We start from the raw sequence: 19,530 nt of genomic DNA on the forward strand, positions 1-19,530 counted from the left end.
GACTTGTTCCGCCTTCCCCGTTTCGATAACGAAACAGGAGAAACCGGGACTTCCATGACCCCCACCGACATTCTTCTTCCCTGGCGAGACGTGATGGTCGACACCGTCCGTCTCGACACGCCCGACCTGTCCATGCGGCAATGGGCGCTTCTCCTGACGGTCTATCTGACACCGGGCCCGCACACGGTCCGGCGATTGTCCGAAGAGCTGGATGTGCCCAAACCCGCCATCTCCCGCGCGCTCGACGCGCTCTCGATCCACGGCTTCATCAAGCGGGCGCGCGACCCGGGCGACCGGCGCATCGTCCTCGTGCAGAAGACGCCGGAAGGGTCGCTCTTCATCGATGCCTTCGCCCGCATCGTCGAGGAGCGCGACCGGCAATCCGATCTCGGGTCCTTCTACGGATGACCGGTCTGCCGCCGAAACGCCTCCTGCCGGCGCGGAGCGATCTTGCCGCGGAGCATCTGCGCGGGCGGGTGGAGGCCGCGCGGTTCGCCGAGGGGCGCCGCCGCCGCGTCGCGCAGCCCGCGCTGTCGATCCGGCGCGAGCCGCGCGATGGGGCCGGGCAGGAGACGCAGGCGCTCTTCGGCGAGGGCTTCACCGTCTATGAGGAGACAGGCGGCTGGGCCTGGGGGCAGGCGGAGTTCGACGGCTATGTCGGTTACGTCCGGGCGGAGGGCCTGGCGGAACCGAAAGACGCGCCGACGCACCGGGTCGCGGCCCTGCGCACCTATCGCTATCCAAAGCCCGACCTGAAGGCGCCGCCGCTCGGCCTTGTGTCCATGAACGCAAAGGTCGCGCCGGGCGAGCCGTCAGAAGACGGAAAATTCGTGTCCGACGGAGAGGGCGGCTGGGTCGTCGCCGCCCATCTCGTCCCGCTCGCCGAAGGCGGGGAGGATCCGGCCGCTGTCGCGGAGCGCTTTCTCGGGACACCCTATTTCTGGGGCGGCCGCGAGAGCCTCGGCCTCGACTGCTCGGGCCTGATCCAGAACGCCTATGAGGCCTGCGGCGTCTGCGTCCCGCGCGATGCCGATCTCCAGGAGGCGTTCTTCAGCCGCGCGGATCACGGCGAAATCGTCTGGGAAAGAGAAAACGCCGAGGCCCGCTTCACCGCTGCGGCGCTCCGGCGCGGCGACCTCGTCTACTGGCGCGGCCACACCGGCGTGATGCTCGATGGGCAGCGCCTCCTGCACGCCAATGCGACCCATATGGCCGTCAGCGTGGATGACCTTCGGGATGTGGCCGCCCATCTCGAGCGGGATGAGGATCTGCCGGTCACGCGGATCGTGCGGCCCACGCCGATATCCGCACTGAGGATCGGCTAGGGGCAAAGGCCGCGGGCCCCGGCAGGTCAGTCTTCCTCGCGCCTATGCCCGTCCAGCGCCCGCTCGGCCGCCTCGCGGCGGGCCGTCTCCTCGCGCCGCTCCGCCTTGGTGCGGCCGTGCTTCGCCCTGTTGGCGTCGGCCTCCGCCGCGCTCTGCGCGCGCAGCTTCCGCTTGCGGGCGAGGCGCAGATTGACGACCTCGCCCGTCACCGGTCTCAGTCCCGCGCCTCGGGCTCGACCACGCCTTCGGAGCGGGTCTCCTCATAGGATTCGCGGGCCGCCTCGACGTCGGGCAGGCCGGAGCCCTCATAATCGCCGGTCAGGTCCTCGCCGAGGCCTTCGGCATCGGTCTGGTCGGGCACGTCGGGGCTCGAGGAGGGCTCGTCGGACGAGCGGTAGCTGGACCCTTCCTTGGCGATATCGCCGGGGAAGCCGTCATCTCCGCGTTCATTGACCTCGGTCTCGTCGCCGATCACCGCCTCGCCGGGCTCGGCCGCCTCGAAGTCGATCGTGTCGGCTGCGGCTTCGGCGGCCTCTTCCTCGGCATCGACGACATCTTCTTCGCCTTCGGCCGTCTCTTCGATGGGAGCGGGTTCGGGGAAGGGAACGGGATCGGTGGACAGCGTCTGGAGATAGGCGAGGATGTCTGCCCGCTTCTCCTCCTTGCTGATCCGCTGCGCCATCTGTGTGCCGGGCACGTAGGACTGCGAGTTCTCGAGATAGGGGTCGAGCTGCTCATAGGTCCATTCGCCGCCAAGGGACTGGAGCGCGGAGGAATAGGCATAGCCCGGATGCGAGGCGACGGGGCGGCCGACGACGTCCCAGAGATTCGGGCCGGTGCCGTTCGGGCCGCCCTGATCGAAGCTGTGGCAGGACGAGCAGATCGCCGCCGAGCGCGCGCCCCGCTCGGCATCGGCGCTGGCGAGCAGCGTGCCGAGATCGACCTCCGGCTCGTCCACCGCGGCCGCGCCGCCTTCCAGCGAAATCTCAGCCGGGATATAGGCGAGGCCGAACGGGTTCTCCTCGTCGAATTCGTGATGCGCTCCGGCATGCTCCGCCAGTTCGCTGAGGGTGCTGACGACGACGGGCAGGCCGACGGCCAGCAGCAGCACGACGAGGATGGCGGCGGCAACCTTGTTCCCGTAGAGGGGGTCTCTCATAGGTCGAACTCTAATCATTGGCGGCGGCGGCCGGCCTCGTCGACCGGGGCACCGGGAAGGGTTCCGCGGCATCTAGCCGGGTGACCCGCCTCCCGCAACGGGGCATTCGGGCGCGCGGGCGGGCAAGGAGAACGAAAAATGCGGCAAATCGCCTATCAGGGAGAGCCCGGCGCCTTCTCCGATGCGGCCTGCCGCGCCTATGCGAGCGGATTCGAGCCGCTGCCCTGCCCCACATTCGACGCGGTCTTCGCCGCCGTCGCCGAGGGCCGTGCCGCCCGGGCGATGGTTCCGGTCGAGAACGCGATCGCCGGCCGCGTGGACGACGTCTACCGCCTCCTGCCCGACATGGCGCTCTGCGTGACCGACGAGCATTTCCTGCCCGTTCACATGCAGCTCATGGTCGTGCCGGGAACCGACGAGGCGGATCTCAAGGTCGTGCGGAGCCATCCGATGGCGCTCAGCCAGTGCAAGGGCGTCATCAGGCGCCGCGGCCTGACCGCGGAAGTGGCGCCGGACACGGCCGGGGCGGCGCATGCCCTGTCCGGCGATCCCGACCCGGCTGTCGCCGTCATCGCGCCGCTCGCCGCAGCCGAACGCTACGGGCTCGAGGTGATCGAGCGCGACGTGCAGGATGCCGACCGCAATGTGACCCGCTTCCTCACGCTGGCGCCCGAGGGAGAGGAGGAATGGCCAGACCTTCTTTCGGGGCCGATCCTGACGAGCCTCGTCTTCCGCGTGCGCAACGTGCCCGCCGCGCTCTACAAGGCGCTCGGCGGCTGCGCGACCAATGGCGTCAACATGATCAAGCTCGAAAGCTATCAGGAGGATTCGAGCTTCCGCGCGACCCGCTTCCAGGCCGAGATCGAAGGCCATCCCGACGAGCCGCCGGTGCGCCGGGCGCTCGAGGAACTCGGCTATTTCTCGGCCGAGGTCCGCCTGCTCGGCGTCTTCCCGGCCGATCCCTACCGCAAGACCGTCGGGCTCTGAGCCGGGCGTGCTCGGCGATCATCGCAGGCAGCTCGCCGCGCTCGCGGGAAAGGACCGGCTGCGCGCCCTCGCGCCGCGGCGCGGCCGCGACTTCGCCTCCAACGACTATCTCGCGCTGTCCGCCGATCCACGGCTGAAGGCGGCCGTGGCCGCAGCGCTCGACAGGGGGGTGCCGATCGGCTCCGGCGGCTCCCGCCTCCTGCGCGGCAACGATCCCGAACACGAGGCGCTGGAAGAGGAGGCTGCGCGCTTCTTCGGCGCTGAGGCGGCGCTCCTCTTCGCGAGCGGCTTCGCGGCCAATACCGCGCTGCTCGCCGCCTTGCCCGGGGAAGACGACCTCATCGTCGCCGACGCGCTCATCCATGCGAGCAGCCATGACGGCCTCCGCCTCGCCCGGGCAGGCTGCGTCCTCGTGCCGCATAACGATGCAGGCGCCGTCGAGGCGGCGATCGAGGCCTGGAGAGCGAAAGGGGGCATGGGCCGGGCCTGGGTCCTGGCCGAGAGCCTCTACAGCATGGATGGCGACAGGGCGCCGCTCGAAGCGCTCGCCGGAATCGCCGCGCGGCATGACGCCTTTCTCGTAATCGACGAGGCGCATGCGACGGGCGTCTTCGGCCCGGGCGGCAGGGGCCTCGCCGCCGCGCTCCAGGGCGCGGAGAACGTGCTGACCCTGCACACGCTGGGCAAGGCGCTCGGCTGCGAAGGCGCGATCGTCTGCCTGCCGGCGGTGCTGCGGGACATCCTCGTGAACAGGGCGCGGCCCTTCGTCTTCTCGACCGCGCCCTCGCCGCTCCTCGCCGCCGCCGCGCGCGGAGCGCTGCGCGCGGCCGAAGTGGAGCCGCAGCGGCGCGAGGAGCTGTCGGCGCTTCGCCGTCATGCCGAAGCCCGGCTCGGGCCGCTCGGGGCGACGCGCAGCGGCTCGCAGATCCTGCCGCTCATCATAGGGCATGACGGCGAAGCGGTGGCGCTCGCCGAGCGGCTGCAGGCCGCGGGCTTCGACGTCCGCGCCATCCGGCCGCCCACAGTGCCCGAGGGGACGGCGCGCCTGCGCATCTCGCTCACCCTTCATGCCGACGCGCAGGCTGTGGACGCGCTCGCCGCGGCTCTGGCAGAAGCCCGGGCATGAGCACACGCATCGTCGTAACAGGAACCGATACCGGGATCGGCAAGACCGTTCTCGCCGCCGGGCTCGCGGGTCTTCTGGACGCGCATTACTGGAAGCCGGTGCAGGCCGGTCTCGACGAAGGGACCGACAGCGAAACGATCGCGCGCCTCGGCGGCCTTCCGCCCGACCGTATCCTGCCCGAAGCCTATAGGCTGAAGCTGCCGGCCTCGCCGCATTTCGCGGCCGAGGCGGAGGGGGCGCGCATCGACGATGCGGCGCTGGCCCTGCCGGACATGTCCGGGGCGCTGGTGATCGAGGGGGCGGGCGGAGCGCTCGTGCCGCTGCGCCGCGACCTCCTCTTCGCCGATGTCTTCGCGCGCTGGGGCGCGCCCGCCGTGATCGCGGCGCGCACGGAACTCGGCACGATCAACCACACGCTGATGACGATCGAGGCGCTGCGCAGCCGGAGCGTTCCGGTCCTCGGCGTCGCCTTCATCGGCGACAGCGTACCGGACAGCGAGAGAACCATCTGCGAGATCGGCGGGGTGCGCCGCCTCGGCCGCCTGCCGCGCCTCGACCCGCTGACGGGGGAGAGCCTCGCTGCGGCCATGGCGGCGGCCTTCGACCGGCAGGATTTCGTGTCGTGACGTCGCCCCTCTGGCACCCCTTCACGCAGCACGGCCTGCGCGAACCGATCCCCGAGGTCGCTTCGGCCGAAGGCGCCGTCCTCCGCACGAGCGACGGGCGCGAGATCGTCGACGCCATCTCCTCGTGGTGGGTGACCACGCACGGGCATTGCTATCCGCCCATTTCGCAAGCCATCGCCGAGCAGGCCGGGCGGCTCGACCAGGTGATCTTCGCGGGCTGGACGCACGGGCCCGCAGAAGAGGTCGCCCGGGGCCTGATGGAGATGACGCCCGACGCGCTCACCCGCGTCTTCTTCTCCGATAGCGGCTCGACCAGCGTCGAGGTCGCCCTCAAGATGGCGCTCGGCTATTGGCGCAAGCAGCCCCGGCCCCGCAGCCGCATCGGCGTCCTCCGGCACGGCTATCACGGCGACACGGTCGGCGGCATGTCGGTCGGCGAGCGCGGCGTCTTCAACGCGGCCTATTCGCCGCTCCTCTTCGACGTGACCGCGCTGCCTCTTCCCGAGGGCGGCGGAGAGAATACGGCGCACGCGATCGAGTCGGCCTGCGCCGACGAGCCGCTCGCAGCCATCATCGTCGAGCCGCTGATCCTGGGCGCGGGCGGCATGCTGACCTATCCGCCGGAGGCGCTGTCCGCTCTGCGCCGTGCCTGCGACCGACACGGCGTCCTCCTGATCGCCGACGAGGTGATGACGGGCTGGGGGCGCACCGGCACGCTTCTGGCCTGCGAGCAGGCGGAGGTGGTGCCCGACCTCCTCTGCCTGTCCAAGGGCCTGACCGGCGGCGCGGTGCCGCTGGCCGTCACGCTCGCCACCGAACCGGTCTTCGAGGCGCATCTGTCCGAAGACCGCGCGGACATGTTCTTCCATTCCTCGAGCTATACGGCGAACCCGATCGCCTGCGCGGCGGCGGCGGCCAATCTGCGGGTCTGGCGCGAAGAGCCGGTGCGGGCGCGGATCGAAACGCTCTGCGGGCGGCAGGCGGAGAGGCTGGCGGCGCTTCAACGGCACCCCGTCCTGTCCAATCACAGGCAGGTCGGCACCATCGCCGCGATGGAATTCGGCGGCAGCGAGGGCGCCTATCTCTCAGGGCTCGGGCCGAAGCTGGCGAAGTGGTTCCGAAACCGAAACGTCCTCCTGCGCCCCTTGGGCAACACGGTCTATGTCATGCCGCCTTACTGCGTCACCGAGGCGCAGCTCGACGCGGTCTACGAGGCCATCGCCTCGGCCGCCGACGCGCTGGCCGAGGGGCGGCTCTGAGTCACAGCGCCCAGCGGCGAAGCAGCTGGTGGGCGATGGCGAAGGGCGGGGGCAGGAAGACATCCTCCGGTCCTCCGCCGGCCAGAAGGGCGCGCACCTCGCTCCGCTCGAGCCAGCGCGCCTCGGCGATCTCTTCGGGGTCCAGCGTCAGCGCGCGATCGGACACGGCGGCGAAGAAGCCGACCATGAGCGAGGAGGGGAAGGGCCAGGGCTGGCTGAAGACGTAAGAGACCTCTTCGGCGATCAGCCCCGTCTCCTCGGCGAGCTCGCGCGCGGCGCATTCCTCCAGGCTCTCGCCCGGCTCCATGAAGCCTGCGAAGGCCGACATCATGCCGGGCGGGAAATGCGGTCCGCGGCCGAGGCAGACGGCCTCTTCGTGGATCGGCAGGACGATGGCGACGGGATCTGTGCGCGGGAAATGCTCTGCACCCGTTCGCGGGTTCACGCGCTTGCCCCCGCCCTCGACGCTGATCGTCTCCCCGCTGTCGCGGGCGCAGAAGCGGTGGCGCCCATGCCAGCTCAACAGCCATGCGGCCTGGCCCGCTATGGCGAGTTCGTCCGGCGGCAGGAACGGGGCGAGGCTGCGCAAATCGCCATAGGCGCCGAGATCGCCGAAGGGCGGAGAGGCCAGGTCGCCCGCATCGGCCGCCCAGACGGGCACCTCTCCGCGCAGCCCCAGCAGCACGGGCTCGGGCCCGCCGACCGCCTCCAGCGCATCGAGCGTGAGCGGGAGGAGGCGGGAGCGGCCCTCCAAGCGCTCATGCAGCAGCTCATGGCCGTGAAACAGGATCAGCTCGGCCCGGGGATGCCGCCTCTGCGCCTCGACCCAGGCTTCGTCCTTGCGGGCGGCGGCGGCACGGTCGAGCGGGTTGCCGGTGAAGGCATTGGGATTGGCAGGGCGCATGGCGCGCAGACTGTCAGAGACAGCGGCTGCCCGCCAGCGCTGAGACGATCAGGAGGCCGCGCGCCGTCCGCCGGAGATGACGCGGAAGGCGGGCGTGATCCCGCAGGGCACCGCTCTCGCAGAGGCCGGGGCCATGACCGGCAGGCCGTGCCCGGCAAAGGCATCCGCGATCCGGGTCACCCGCTCGCAGAGCGCCCGCCGCGGCTCGCTTGCGAGGAGCCAGGTCAGATGCGCGTCGCGGGCGGCCTCGTCCCAGGCCTGCGCCGCGGAGAAGACGCAGGCGATCGAGACCTCGTCCTTGGTCATGCGGCCGCAACCGGGTGCGCTCAGCTGGATCTTGCGCGCGCCCTCCGTGCCGATGGCCCTGGTGAAGGCGAGCACCGCCTCCAGCGTGTCCTCTCCCTCCTCGCCGAAGGCCCGGTCATAGCCGGTCGTCACGGCGCAGCAGCGGCGCGCCCCGAAAGCGCAGGCGCGAAAGCCCCAAAGAAGAAGGCCGGCGCCGGCGCCAAGCTCGGGCAGGTGAATGTCTGACAGGTGCGGCGAGTGCATGGGACGGTCTCTCCTCGGCGACGGGGAGAAGGATACCGAACCGATTGCGAATGTAAATGCGAATGACTCGCATATTCTCGGGCCTATTGCGGAAAGAGCGTCCGCAGCGTGTCGAGATAGCGGTCCCACGCTTCGCGCCCCGCCTCTGTCAGCGAGACGCGCGTCAGCGGCCGCTTGCCCGAGAATCCCTTGTCGATCGTGACATAGCCCGCCTGTTCGAGCTTGCTGAGATGCACCGACAGATTGCCGTTGGTCGCGCCCAGCGACTGGGCCAGCTCGGTGAAGGGGGCCGGGCTCGCCTGAGTGAGATGCGCCATGACGCCGAGGCGCAGGCGCCCGTGAATGACCTCGTCAATGCCCTTGGCGTCGAATTCGCTCATGCGGCCGGCGCCTCCGCGGGCAGCGCTGCGGGTTCGCGGCTCATCAGGAGGAGGCCCGGCACGACCGCTATGATCAGCACATAGGCACTCGCGATCAGATAGAGGACCGGCTGCCCCGCGAAGAAGGGCACGGTGCCCGCCCCGACGAATGCGATCGCCGCGAAGATGCGCAGGAAGGGCTGCCGCGCGGCAACGCCCGTGGCCAGAAAGGCGGTGCCGTAGAGCGCGAAGGCGACGGCGAGGATGAGATCGAACAGGAGAAGCGGCGCGCCGAAGACGGAGCAGGCGATGAAGGTGCCGACGGCATAGGCGAAGATCGCCGCGCCCGCTCCTGTCCACACCGCGCTCTCGACCACGTTGGACATGGCGCAGCGTCCGGGCTTGTTCCGGATCGAGGCCATCAGCAGCACCATGCCCGCTGCGCCGGCCAGGCCGAAGGCGAGCCAGAGGGCGCCCAGCGACCAGGCCGGGAGGCCTGCAACACCGCTCGCGATCACCCAATGGCAGGCATAGGCGCCGCTGAGCAGGACGCCCCACATGACCAGGAAGCGTCCGCCCAGCAGCGGGGCGGACCGGGCCTGCTCGGTCACCGTCCGCAAATAGGCGAGATCCTCGCGCGCCTGATCCGACATGCTCTCTCTCCTCATTGTTTGCGATACAAACATAACTGACGATCAGACTGTCATCAAGTCTCTTGCGTCGCGCCTCCGCGATTGCAATGTAGCTCTCAGGAAGGCCGCGCGGACGGACGCCTCGCCAACCCGGTCAGGTCCGGAAGGAAGCAGCCGCAACGAGTTCCCGTTCCGGGTCGCGCCGGTCTTCCGCCTTTTCATCCTTTGTGGCGCTACCGCTCGCTCTCGCTCGCTGCTTGAGCGCGTTTCTTCTTGCGCTATCGCTTTGCTGCTTGAGCGCTGGCGCGGCTTCGCGCGCGGCACACCGGGCGAAGGGCTCACCTAAGAGCCGTCAGCGGTTGAGCGTTCGGCGCTGAGCGCGCATATCGGAGGGCCAGGCGGAGTATCGATGTCCGAAACCCTTCCAGATTCCGGCTACCAGGTCCTCGCGCGCAAATACCGGCCGCAGAGCTTCGACGACCTTCTGGGCCATGACGCCATGGTGCGCACGCTCAGGAACGCCTTCGCGGCGGACCGGATCGCCCATGCCTTCATCCTGACCGGCGTGCGCGGGGTGGGAAAGACGACGACCGCGCGGATCATGGCGCGGGCGCTGAACTATGAGACCGATGAGGTCGACCGCCCCACCGTCGACATGCCGAAGGAGGGGCGGCACTGCCGCGCCATCGCCGAGAGCCGTCACCCTGACGTCTTGGAAATGGACGCTGCCTCGCGCACCGGTGTCGGCGATATCCGCGAGCTGATCGAGGGCGTGCGCTATGCGCCGGTCCAGGCGCGCACCAAGGTCTATATCATCGACGAGGTGCACATGCTCTCGAACAGCGCCTTCAACGCGCTGCTCAAGACGCTCGAAGAGCCGCCGCCCCATGTGAAGTTCATCTTCGCGACCACCGAGATCCGCAAGGTGCCCGTCACCGTGCTCAGCCGGTGCCAGCGCTTCGACCTGCGCCGTTTCGATGCCGAGACATTGGCCGATCACCTCGAAACCATCGCGCGCAAGGAACATGCGGAGGTCGCGCGCGACGGCCTCCTGATGATCGCGCGCGCCGCCGAGGGCTCGGTCCGCGACGCGCTCAGCCTTCTCGACCAGGCGCTGATCCAGCATGGCAGCGAAGGCGCGGTCACGGCCGAAGAGGTCCGCGACATGCTCGGCCTCGTCGACCGCACGCGAAGCTGGGATCTTCTGGCCGCCGCGCTGAAGGGCGATGCCGAAGCGGCGCTCGAAACCTTCCGCGACCAATACGATGCGGGTGCCGATCCGGCGGCGACACTGCGCGACCTTCTCGAGGTGACCCACCTCCTCACCCGCGTGAAGGCGGCGGGGCCGGAGGCTGCGGCGCATGGCCGCGCGGGCACGGCCGATGCCGAACGCGCGCGCGAGGCGGCGGACGGGCTGTCCCTGCCGGCGCTGACCCGCGCCTGGAGCCTCCTGATGAAGGCGCTCGACGAGGCGCATTCGGCGCCCGATCCGGCCGCGGCCGCCGAGATCGGCCTCATCCGCCTCGCTTTCGCCGCGCGGCTTCCCACGCCCGACGAGGCGCTTCGCGCGATCGGGCAGGGAGGCGGCGCCCGCCCTCATCCGGCGCCGGCGCCCAGAGCGGCCCCGGCGCCTGACCCAGAGGCGGAGCTGGCTTCCGATGGACCGCCCATCGAGGACCTTTCGGATATCGCGCGGCTCGCCGGCACGCACCGCGAGGCCAAGCTCAAGGCGCAGATCGAGCGCTTCGCAGGCCTCGTCTCGCTGCGCCCCGGCCACCTCACCCTCAGCCTCGCCGACGGCGCGCCAGAGAGCTTCCACGGCGAGCTGACCAAGGCGCTCGCGCGGTGGACGGGCCAGCCCTGGCAGGTCGACATCAGCCGCGAAAAGGCGAACGGCCCGACCCTGAAAGAGGCGCGCCAGCAGGCGATCGAGGCGAGCCCGCTCTACCGCGAAGCGCTGAACACCTTTCCCGGCGCGCAGGTCACCGCCATCCGCGATCTCGCCTCAACGAACGGAGACACAGAGTGAAGAACTTCGCCGACATGATGAAGCAGGCCGGCGCGATGCAGGCCAAGATGGAAGAGCTGCAGGAGAAGATCGCCGGGCTCGAGGCGGAAGGCACGGCCGGCGCCGGCCTCGTCAAGGTGACACTCAACGGCAAGGGCTATGCAGCCCGCGTGCAGCTCGACCCGTCGCTGATGAAGGAGTCCGAGCGCGAGGTCGCCGAGGACCTGATCACCGCGGCGATCAACGATGCCAAATCCAAGCTCGAGCGGGAAAGCCAGGAGCAGATGAAGGCCCTGACGGCGGGCCTGCCGCTGCCGCCGGGCATGAAGCTGCCCTTCTAGGGCTCCGCGGCCTGGGCGGGACCTCCGCTCCGGGCGATGCGCCATTAGGAAAGGTTTCACCGTCAAGCGCTTATGGTCTCTCCGCGCAGGAGGGCGAGGCGGCATGACCGGCCCGTCCATCCGGACGCCAAGGTGAGGGCGGACATGTCGGGGCAGGAAGACGGTGCGGAACTGCGTTCCGTCCATGTGGCACAGGGGCAGTTCAAGACGAGCTCGCGGCCGGACACGGTTCTTCTGACCGTGCTCGGGTCCTGCGTGGCCACCTGCCTTTACGATCCCGAAGCGAAGATCGGCGGGATGAACCATTTCCTCCTTCCCGATGGCGGGGGCGAGGAGAGCCGGACCATGACCTATGGCGTGCACTCGATGGAATTGCTCATCAACTCGCTCATGCGCCACGGGGCGGACCGGCGCCGGCTGAGGGCCAAGATCTTCGGCGGCGCGAGAATGATCGACGGCCTTTCGGATATCGGCGCGCGCAACGGCGTCTTCGCGCGCCAGTTCCTCCGCCAGGAGGGCATTCCCTGCGAAGCCGAAAGCCTTGGCGGCACGCTCGCCCGCCGCGTGCGTTTCTGGCCGGCCACCGGCCGCGCACAGCAGCGGGTGCTGCAGGATACGCGGCCGGTCGAGCGGCCGCAGAGGCTTCAGCCTCAGCCCCGGCACGACGCGATCGAACTGTTTTGAGAAGTCCAGAAGCGGTGAGCGCAACAGCGGAAAGCCCGGCGGCGATGACCGGCAGGCATGGCCGGATGGCAGGGAAGACGAACATGATGAGGGGGCAGAAGGAGCGGCAGGCGCTGCAGGACGCGATCGAGGCGGGGACGGATCTGACGGCCCGCGAATTCCCGATGCGCTCACAGGATTTCTCGCAGATCGCGGCGATGATTCTGGAGGATGCCGGGATCGCGCTGCAGGAAAGCAAGGCGGCGCTCGTCTATGCCCGCCTCACGCGCCGCCTGCGGACCCTCGGCCTGAAGAGCTTCGCGGAGTATTGCCGTCTCGTCGCGGAGCCCGAAGGCGCCGAAGAGCGCGACGAGATGGTCACCGCGCTGACGACCAATCTCACCTATTTCTTCCGCGAGTCGCATCACTTCGACATCCTGAAGGCACAGGTGCTGCCGCCGCTGCTGCGGCGGGCGGCGCAGGGCCAGCGCATCCGGCTGTGGTCGGCGGGATGCTCGACGGGCATGGAGCCCTATTCCCTCGCGATGACGCTGCTCGAAGCGGACCGGAATGTCGGCAGCTACGACGTCAAGATCCTCGCGACGGACATCGACAGGAAGGTTCTGGCCGAAGGGCAGGCCGGCTTTTATCCCGACCGGGTGCTCGACGCGGTGCCCGCCGCCCTGCTCGAGCGTTATTTCACTCCCGAAAGCGTCGGCGGAGCGCAGGGGCATTCGGTCAAGGAGGCGGCCCGCAAGCTGATCACCTTCAGGCCGCTGAACCTGAAAAATCCGCTCCCGGTCAAGGGGCCCTTCGACGTGATCTTCTGCCGCAACACCGTCATCTATTTCGGCGATGCCCTGCAGCGCGACATCTGGCAGCGCTTCGCGGGCGTGCTGCCGGAGGGAGCCTGGCTCTTCGTCGGGCACTCCGAGCGGGTGACCGGACCGGCGCTCTCGGCCTTCCGCCCCGCCGGCGTCACCGCCTATCAAAGAGTGTGAGGCGAGGCCGGCTCAGTCGCGCACGGTCATCAGGCGCAAGGAGCGGGCGCCCTCGTCAGACCCCATCTCGCCGATGCCCACCTGGCGCCCCGATCGCCGCGCGACGAGCTGCGCGGTTTCCAGGCTGGCGCCGGGAAGAGCGATCCGGTCGCCCGGCCCGAGCGCTGCAAGCCGCCCCAGCGGCAGCGAGACCGTGGCGAGCTGCGCCTGCATGCCGAGCCGGATCCCGCCGCGGGCCGCGCGGCCCTGACCGGGCGCCGCGCTCGGCAGCCGGACCCGGATCGTGACCGGGTCTCCGTCGACTTCGAGCGCATAGGCCGTTTCGAGAAGGGGCGGGCCCTCCGCGGCGATCGTTTCGGTTTCTTCTCCGCTCGGCACCGCGCTGCCGAGCACGTCCTGCAGGATCTGCGTCTGCAGCGCCGGATCGGACAGGCCGTCCCCGCCGAAGATCGCCGCGGTCAGCGTATTGGCGTCTTCATCCGTGAGCGCGATGCGCATGCGCACGGCGTCCGGCGGAGCGGGCCAGACGAGGTCGAGCATTCCGTCAGGACAGGGACGGTCGCGTTCGACCCGCGCCGTCGTCGTGCCGCGCGCCCTGACCTTCGCGCCGAGCGTATCGGACAGACGCTCGGCGATATCCTCCGCGCGCGCCCTCAGGCGCGCCGCCTGCGGGCCCAGGCGCCGGGGAAGGCGGAGAGGGGTGGCCGCCAGCTGGTCGAGCCCGATCTTTTTCATCTACAGCGCCTCCATTGGTTTCAACTGTCTCATTGCGCGTAAAAAGACCTTTAATCTCGTCTGGCTATGCATCTCTCGAGCAAGGGGTGACAGGCTGATGAGCGCTGCGACCATCATCAAGAAGAAGCGCATCAATGTCGTGAACGGGCATCACGGCGGAGCGTGGAAGGTCGCCTATGCCGACTTCGTCACGGCGATGATGGCCTTCTTCCTTCTGATGTGGCTCCTCAACGCCACGACCGAGGAGCAGCGGCGGGGGATCGCCGACTACTTCGATCCCTCCATCCCCGTCACGGCCGTGTCGGGCGGGGGCGACGGCATGCTCTCGGGCGACAGCGTCCTGTCCGATGACACGCTGGCGCATGACAGCGACGGCGATTGGAGGCCGATCCGGGATGCGCAGGCTCTGCGCACGGCCCTCGTCGAGGCCGTGCACCGCGCGGGCGTCAGCGGCGCCGATGGCCGACTGCGCGTGACGCAGACGCCCGAAGGCATGCTGGTCGAACTGGTCGAAGGAGAGCGCAAGCCGCTCTTCGAGACCGGTTCCGCGGCGCCTTCGGAGGAGCTGACAAAGCTTCTCGCCGCGGCGGCGGAGGTCATCGTCAGAGCCGGGACCGAGGTGAAGATCACCGGGCACACGGACGGCTATGTCTTCTCCGATGACAGCTACACGAACTGGGAGCTGTCCGCGGACAGGGCCAATACGGCGCGCAGGCTTCTTCTGGGCGCGGGCCTGCCCAAGACCGTCATCACGGAGGTCTCCGGGCGCGCGGACCGCGTCCCGCTCGAGGACGATCCCAACGCGGCCGTGAACCGGCGGATCGCGATCATGCTGGTGGGAGCGGGCGCCGCGAAACCAACTGAAGCGAGCATAGTACCCTCAGTGGTAGATGTCGTTCGCTGATAACGCTCGCTTAACGTTGACGATGTATCAAACGAGGAAAGATCAGCGGGGCTTGAGCATAGCATGACGATATCTTCCTCGATGAACGCAGGCGTTATGGGCCTCGGCGTCAACGCAACGCGTCTCGCGACCATCTCGGACAACATCGCGAACTCGGACACGCACGGATACAAGCGCGCGGTCGCGGACTTCAGCTCCATGGTGATCCAGCAGCGCGACAATGCCTTCGCCGCGGGCGGCGTCCGGGTGAACACCTATCGCCAGGTCGACGGGCAGGGTTCGCTCATCTCGACCGGCAATTCGACGGATATCGCCGTTGCGGGGCGCGGGCTGCTGCCGGTGACGACGTCGCTGGCCGATCCGAGCCAGGCTGCCCAGAACGAGCTGATGCTGACGGCGACCGGGTCCTTCTCGCCCGATCAGAACGGCTATCTGCGCACCTCGAGCGGTCTGTTCCTGATGGGCTGGCCGGCGGATCCCTCGGGCGATATCGGCGCGGCCACCCGCCAGAGCGGCGCGAGCCTCGTTCCCGTCAACGTGTCGGTGAACCGCTATTCGGCGCTGCCGACCGAGAACATCACGATGGGCCTCAACCTGCCCGCGGATGCGACGTCCTTCGGCGCGCCGGGCGGATCCTACGAGGTGCCGCTCGAATATTACGACAATCTTGGCCGCACCCAGACCCTCACCGCCCGCTACACGCCGGTCCTGCCGGCAGCGGCCGGCGATCCGCCGACGAACCAGTGGCAGGCCGAGCTCTTCGACAACTCGACCGGCACCGAAGTCTCGATCGGCAGCTTCGATGTCGAATTCGACACGAGCGCCGCCGATGGCGGCTCCGTCCTGGCGGTGACCAATTCCGGCGGCGCCTATGATCCGACGACCGGGCAGCTCGCGGTCCGCCTGCCGGGCGGCAGCGTCGCGCCCGCCGGCGACGAGGTGAACATCTTCATCGGCAGGGAAGGCATCGGCGACAATACGGGCCTGACCCAGCTCGCCGCCGACTTCGCGCCGCGTGCGTTGACCAAGGACGGCGCGCCGATCGGCGATCTCCTCTCGGTCGAGGTCGACGGCAAGGGCCGCCTCGAAGCGATCTACGACACGGGCTATCGCAGGACGCTGTTCCAGATTCCGGTGGCCGACGTTCCGAATCCCAACGGCCTCATGCCGTCGGACAGCCAGGCCTTCCGCATCTCGCAGCAGTCCGGCGACGTCTATTTCTGGGATGCGGGCACAGGGCCCGTCGGCGAGACGGTGGGCTACAGCCTGATGGAATCGGCCGTCGACATCGCCTCCGAGCTGACGGGCATGATCGAAACGCAGCGGGCCTATGCCTCGAACGCGAAGATCATCCAGACCGTCGACGAGATGCTGCAAGAAACCACCAACATCAAGCGGTAGGTAGAACATGCCCGTCACGCCAGCCCTTTCGATCGCGCAATCGGGCCTTCAGGCTGCGAAGCTGCGGGCGCAGGTCGCCGCCAGCAACGTCGCGAACGCCAATACCGAAGGCTATGTCCGCCGCACGGCGGATGTCTCCCAGCGCACGATCGCGTGGCACGGGGCCGGCGTGCAGGTGAACGGAACGAACAGGGCCGAAGTGCCCCACCTGACCGCAGAGCGCATGCGCGCCGAAGCGGAAAGCCTGGGGGCTTCGGAAACCGCCGAGGGCATTGCGCGCCTGACCCAGATCCTCGGCGAGCCGAGCGCGCAGACGGGGCTGTTCGGAGCCTATGTCGCCTTCGAGAACGCCATGCGCGACGCTGCCATGTCGCCGGAATCGCCGGTCATGCTGTCCGAGCTTCACCGCACGGCCGGCGCCCTGACGAAGAGCTTCGCCGAAGCCTCCGGCAGCGTCGACCGCATGCGTAACGAGGCGGAGGGCGAGATCGCCGCGACGGTCTCCGAGGTCAATGTCGCGCTCAAGCGGCTCGAGGAACTCAACGGCCTCTCTCCGGCGCAGCAGACGCCCGCGGTGGCCGACGAGCGCCAGCAGCTCGTCGACCGCATCAACCGCGAGATTCCGGTCGAGGTTCTCGACAAGGGAGCCGGCATCCACCTGATGACCGAGGGCGGCGTCTTCCTGCTGACCAGCCAAGCGCAGGACATCGAATTCTCGCCCGCCAATCTCGTCTCACAGGGGCAGGTGCTGGGCGCGCCGCTTTCGGGCCTGACCGTGAACGGCATCGACATCACGCCCACGGGCGACGGCCATCAGCGCACGCGCGAAGGCCGCCTCGCGGGCCTCTTCGGAATCCGCGATCAGAGCGCGCCGGACTTCCAGGCTTCGCTCGACGCGCTGGCCACCGACCTCGTCACCCGGTTCTCGGGTACCGCTGTCGATCCGAGCAATGCGCCCGGAGAGGCCGGACTGTTCACCGATGGCGGCGCGACCGCGCCCGCGGGCCTCGGCCTCGGCATCGCGGGACGGCTCGAACTTCATGCCGCGATCGATCCGGCTCAGGGCGGCGAGCTGCGCCGCCTGCGCGACGGCATCGGCAGCGCGGTCGCCGGCCCCGCGGGCAATGGCGAACAGCTGGGCCGGATGCTCGACGCGCTGACGAGCGGACAGGGCGCCGACAAGGCCGTCGCCGAGCTCTCCTCCGAACTCGGCGCCGCCGAGAAGGCCGCGAGCGACCGCGCGATGACCGCGAACATCCACTATCGCGCCGCCGCCGAGGCGGAGACCATCGAGACGGGCGTCGATACGGACAGGGAACTTCAGGACCTGATGATGATCGAGCAGGCCTATGCGGCCAATGCCCGCGTCCTTCAGACCGTGAACGCCATGCTCGATACGCTGATGGAGGCCGTGTGATGATGGGACCGCTTTCGGGAAACCTCTCCGCCTTCACCTCCCTCAGCCGGCATCTGCCGGAGATCCGGGCCGATCTCGAACGCGCGGCGCATGAGACCGTCACCGGCCGCAGGCAGGACCTTTCCCTCACGCTGGGCGGCCGCGCAGGCGAGTTCGCCCTGATCGAGAAGGGTCTCGCCGATCTCGAGACGAATACGAGCCGCCTCGGGCTGACCGAGGGCCGTCTGCGCCAGACGGGGCTCGTCCTGACCTCCGTCCGCGATGCCTTCGCGCCGATGACCGAACGGGCGCTGACGGACCTGTCGCTCAACGAGCCGGCCGCGCGGACCGAAACGGCCGCCGCCGCCCGCGCGACGCTGGACCAGGTCATCAGCTTGCTGAACACCAACGAGTCCGGCCGCCACCTCTTCGCAGGCGACGAGACCGAGGGTCCGGCCCTGGCCGATGCCGAGACGCTGCTGACGGCCGCGCAGGCCGCGCTGACGGGGGCGACGACGATCGCCGACCAGGAGGCCGCGTTCGATGCCTTCTTCAACGGCGCGGGCTTCGACACACTCGTCTATCAGGGCGGCCCCGGCCAGGCGGCCGCCGCAGCGCTCGGCGACGGCAGCGCCGTCCGATTCGAGGCCAAGGCGGATGCGCAGCCGGTCCGCGATCTCCTCAACGGCCTCGCGCGGCTCGCTCTGGCGCCGGGGCTTCCCGAAGGCGGCGCGGCCTGGGCGGGCACGGCCGCCGAAAAGCTCGCGGCGGCCAATGACGGCATGATCCTCATGCAGTCGGTGAACGGCGTGGCCGAGGGCCGGGTGTCCCGGGCTCTGGAGGCGCAGGGGCAGGAACGGCTCGTCCTGACCGCGACCCAGCAATCCCTCGCAGGCGTGGACACGGTCGAGGCCGCTTCGAGGGTGAAGAGCCTCGAGCTTCAGCTCGAGGCCGCCTATGCCATGACGGCCCGTCTGAGCCGGTTGAACTTCGCGGATTACATTCGATGACGAAGCCTCTCGCTCCCCGGCTTGGAACACTCCTTCTCGGGGCGGCTCTGGGCTGTCTCTGCGCGCTGACGCCGCTGCCGGCCCATGCCGATGTGCGCCTGAAGGACCTCGTCTCGGTCGAAGGGGTGCGGGGCAACGACCTCATCGGCTACGGCCTCGTCGTCGGCCTCGACGGCACAGGGGACACGCTGCGGAACTCTCCTTACACCGAAGAGGCCCTTGCGAGCCTTCTCCAGCGGCTCGGCGTCAACGTCCAGGACGAGACCTTCCGCCCGGACAATGTCGCCGCCGTGCTGGTCACCGGCGTCCTTCCGCCCTTCGCGCGCGAAGGGTCTGAGATCGACATCACCGTCTCCTCGATCGGCGATGCCGAGGATCTGACCGGCGGCACGCTGGTCATGACGCCGCTCACGGCTGCCAATGGCGACGTCTATGCCGTCGCGCAGGGGCCGGTCCTGATCTCGGGCTTCCAGGCCGAAGGCGATGGCGGATCGATCACGCAGGGCACTCCGACCGTCGGCACGATCCCCGGCGGAGCCCGGGTCGAGCGCGAGGTGCCCTTCAGCTTCGGCAATCTGCCCGGCGTCGATCTGGCGCTCGACAATCCCGACTTCACCACCGCCGCCCGGATCGAGGACGTTCTGAACGAAAGCCTCGGGGCGGGGACGGCCGAACTGCGCGATGCGGGCACCGTCTATCTACACTTTGCCGAGGGCAGGAATCCCGCGCGCATCATGAGCGAGATCGAGCGGCTGACGCTCAAGCCCGACACGCCGGCCCGCGTCGTGATCGACCAGCGCTCCGGAACGATCGTTCTGGGATCGGAAGTGCGGGTGTCGGCCGTCGCGATCGCGCAGGGCAAGCTGTCGATCGCCATCGCCGAGAACCCCGTCGCCGCGCAGCCCGCGCCCTTCGGCCAAGGCCAGACGGCGGTCCTCCCGCGCACGGATATCGCCGTCGATCAGGGAACGCCCGGCTCCGTGGCGATGCTCGAAGAGGCCGTGACCCTGTCCGACCTCGTCTCCGGGCTCAACTCTCTGGGCGTCACGCCCCGCGGGATCATCGATATCCTGAAGAGCATGAAGGCCGCCGGCGCTCTGCACGCCGAACTCGTCCTTCAGTAAGGTCCTGGTACCGGGGCCGGA

At 69.2% G+C, this 19,530-nt stretch carries 22 protein-coding genes and 1 other RNA gene; 16 read left to right on the forward strand and 7 right to left on the reverse strand.

The window, feature by feature from the left end; translation table 11 throughout:
• Positions 1-54: 54 nt before the first annotated feature.
• Together IE88_RS0111750 and IE88_RS0111755 are read left to right on the forward strand one after the other, a co-directional pair.
• Positions 55-408: a MarR family transcriptional regulator gene (locus IE88_RS0111750; RefSeq protein WP_031554685.1), complete on the forward strand. Its 354-nt coding sequence runs from the start codon at positions 55-57 to the stop codon at positions 406-408.
• Positions 405-1,325, forward strand: a complete 921-nt coding sequence (locus tag IE88_RS0111755; RefSeq protein ID WP_031554687.1) for a C40 family peptidase — start codon at positions 405-407, stop codon at positions 1,323-1,325. Before IE88_RS0111750 ends, IE88_RS0111755 begins: the two co-directional genes overlap by 4 nt.
• A 26-nt stretch (positions 1,326-1,351) precedes the next feature.
• Here the strand turns inward: IE88_RS0111755 and IE88_RS0111760 are convergent, their stop codons facing one another.
• Complete coding sequence (locus IE88_RS0111760; protein WP_031554690.1) at positions 1,352-1,534, reverse strand: DUF4169 family protein; 183 nt, start codon at positions 1,532-1,534, stop codon at positions 1,352-1,354.
• 5 nt (positions 1,535-1,539) lie between these two features.
• Positions 1,540-2,484, reverse strand: coding sequence for a c-type cytochrome (locus IE88_RS17460; protein WP_051882047.1), 945 nt, complete (start codon positions 2,482-2,484; stop codon positions 1,540-1,542).
• 138 nt (positions 2,485-2,622) lie between these two features.
• Between IE88_RS17460 and IE88_RS0111770 the strand changes: the two genes are divergently transcribed.
• From IE88_RS0111770 to IE88_RS0111785, 4 genes are read left to right on the forward strand one after another with little or no spacing between them, the layout of a single operon-like run.
• A complete protein-coding gene (locus tag IE88_RS0111770; RefSeq protein ID WP_031554693.1) occupies positions 2,623-3,471 on the forward strand; it encodes a prephenate dehydratase in 849 nt (282 codons plus the stop codon).
• 7 nt (positions 3,472-3,478) lie between these two features.
• The gene (locus tag IE88_RS0111775; RefSeq protein WP_031554695.1) at positions 3,479-4,597 is read left to right on the forward strand and encodes an 8-amino-7-oxononanoate synthase; all 1,119 of its coding nucleotides are present in this window, start codon (positions 3,479-3,481) and stop codon (positions 4,595-4,597) included.
• Positions 4,594-5,223, forward strand: a complete 630-nt coding sequence (gene bioD / locus IE88_RS0111780; RefSeq protein WP_031554697.1) for a dethiobiotin synthase — start codon at positions 4,594-4,596, stop codon at positions 5,221-5,223. The genes IE88_RS0111775 and bioD overlap by 4 nt, the downstream gene beginning before the upstream one ends.
• Entirely contained in the window at positions 5,220-6,482 is a 1,263-nt protein-coding gene (locus IE88_RS0111785) for an adenosylmethionine--8-amino-7-oxononanoate transaminase (RefSeq protein ID WP_031554699.1), read from the forward strand. Before bioD ends, IE88_RS0111785 begins: the two co-directional genes overlap by 4 nt.
• Position 6,483: 1 nt before the next feature.
• Here the strand turns inward: IE88_RS0111785 and nudC are convergent, their stop codons facing one another.
• The 4 genes from nudC to IE88_RS0111805 form a co-directional block, all read right to left on the reverse strand.
• Entirely contained in the window at positions 6,484-7,386 is a 903-nt protein-coding gene (gene nudC, locus IE88_RS0111790) for an NAD(+) diphosphatase (RefSeq protein WP_031554701.1), read from the reverse strand.
• A gap of 48 nt (positions 7,387-7,434) precedes the next feature.
• Positions 7,435-7,935, reverse strand: a complete 501-nt coding sequence (locus IE88_RS0111795) for a hypothetical protein (protein ID WP_031554703.1) — start codon at positions 7,933-7,935, stop codon at positions 7,435-7,437.
• An 83-nt stretch (positions 7,936-8,018) separates the two neighbouring features.
• Complete coding sequence (locus tag IE88_RS0111800) at positions 8,019-8,315, reverse strand: winged helix-turn-helix domain-containing protein (protein ID WP_031554705.1); 297 nt, start codon at positions 8,313-8,315, stop codon at positions 8,019-8,021.
• Entirely contained in the window at positions 8,312-8,947 is a 636-nt protein-coding gene (locus IE88_RS0111805) for a hypothetical protein (RefSeq protein WP_031554707.1), read from the reverse strand. The genes IE88_RS0111800 and IE88_RS0111805 overlap by 4 nt, the downstream gene beginning before the upstream one ends.
• A 95-nt stretch (positions 8,948-9,042) precedes the next feature.
• Here IE88_RS0111805 and ffs point away from each other — a divergent pair.
• The 5 genes from ffs to IE88_RS0111825 all read left to right on the forward strand — a co-directional run bounded on the left by ffs (position 9,043) and on the right by IE88_RS0111825 (position 12,939).
• Positions 9,043-9,144, forward strand: an RNA gene (gene ffs, locus IE88_RS17895) — signal recognition particle sRNA small type.
• A 191-nt stretch (positions 9,145-9,335) separates the two neighbouring features.
• Positions 9,336-10,955 carry a DNA polymerase III subunit gamma/tau gene (locus IE88_RS0111810; protein WP_051882050.1) on the forward strand — a complete coding sequence of 540 codons (1,620 nt, stop codon included), beginning with the start codon at positions 9,336-9,338 and terminating at the stop codon, positions 10,953-10,955.
• On the forward strand, positions 10,952-11,275 hold the full coding sequence (locus IE88_RS0111815; RefSeq protein ID WP_031554711.1) for a YbaB/EbfC family nucleoid-associated protein: 324 nt from the start codon (positions 10,952-10,954) through the stop codon (positions 11,273-11,275). The genes IE88_RS0111810 and IE88_RS0111815 overlap by 4 nt, the downstream gene beginning before the upstream one ends.
• A gap of 72 nt (positions 11,276-11,347) precedes the next feature.
• A complete protein-coding gene (locus IE88_RS0111820) occupies positions 11,348-11,959 on the forward strand; it encodes a chemotaxis protein CheD (RefSeq protein ID WP_202900497.1) in 612 nt (203 codons plus the stop codon).
• Positions 11,960-12,045: 86 nt separating this feature from the next.
• Positions 12,046-12,939 carry a CheR family methyltransferase gene (locus IE88_RS0111825; RefSeq protein WP_031554715.1) on the forward strand — a complete coding sequence of 298 codons (894 nt, stop codon included), beginning with the start codon at positions 12,046-12,048 and terminating at the stop codon, positions 12,937-12,939.
• A 12-nt stretch (positions 12,940-12,951) separates the two neighbouring features.
• Here IE88_RS0111825 and IE88_RS0111830 read toward each other — a convergent pair whose 3' ends face one another.
• Positions 12,952-13,674: a FliM/FliN family flagellar motor switch protein gene (locus IE88_RS0111830; protein WP_031554717.1), complete on the reverse strand. Its 723-nt coding sequence runs from the start codon at positions 13,672-13,674 to the stop codon at positions 12,952-12,954.
• 97 nt (positions 13,675-13,771) lie between these two features.
• Here IE88_RS0111830 and IE88_RS0111835 point away from each other — a divergent pair, with 97 nt between their 5' ends.
• From IE88_RS0111835 to IE88_RS0111855, 5 genes are all read left to right on the forward strand, one after another.
• Positions 13,772-14,578: a flagellar motor protein MotB gene (locus IE88_RS0111835; RefSeq protein ID WP_081871642.1), complete on the forward strand. Its 807-nt coding sequence runs from the start codon at positions 13,772-13,774 to the stop codon at positions 14,576-14,578.
• 63 nt (positions 14,579-14,641) lie between these two features.
• Positions 14,642-15,979 carry a flagellar hook protein FlgE gene (locus tag IE88_RS0111840; RefSeq protein ID WP_031554721.1) on the forward strand — a complete coding sequence of 446 codons (1,338 nt, stop codon included), beginning with the start codon at positions 14,642-14,644 and terminating at the stop codon, positions 15,977-15,979.
• Positions 15,980-15,986: 7 nt separating this feature from the next.
• On the forward strand, positions 15,987-17,396 hold the full coding sequence (gene flgK, locus IE88_RS16665) for a flagellar hook-associated protein FlgK (protein ID WP_036767161.1): 1,410 nt from the start codon (positions 15,987-15,989) through the stop codon (positions 17,394-17,396).
• Positions 17,396-18,385, forward strand: coding sequence for a flagellin (locus IE88_RS0111850; RefSeq protein WP_031554725.1), 990 nt, complete (start codon positions 17,396-17,398; stop codon positions 18,383-18,385). Before flgK ends, IE88_RS0111850 begins: the two co-directional genes overlap by 1 nt.
• Complete coding sequence (locus IE88_RS0111855; protein WP_051882067.1) at positions 18,382-19,509, forward strand: flagellar basal body P-ring protein FlgI; 1,128 nt, start codon at positions 18,382-18,384, stop codon at positions 19,507-19,509. Before IE88_RS0111850 ends, IE88_RS0111855 begins: the two co-directional genes overlap by 4 nt.
• Positions 19,510-19,530: the final 21 nt, after the last annotated feature.

The sequence above is a fragment of the Parvularcula oceani genome, from assembly GCF_000733125.1.
In the GTDB taxonomy this organism is placed as follows: Bacteria; Pseudomonadota; Alphaproteobacteria; order Caulobacterales; family Parvularculaceae; genus Parvularcula; species Parvularcula oceani.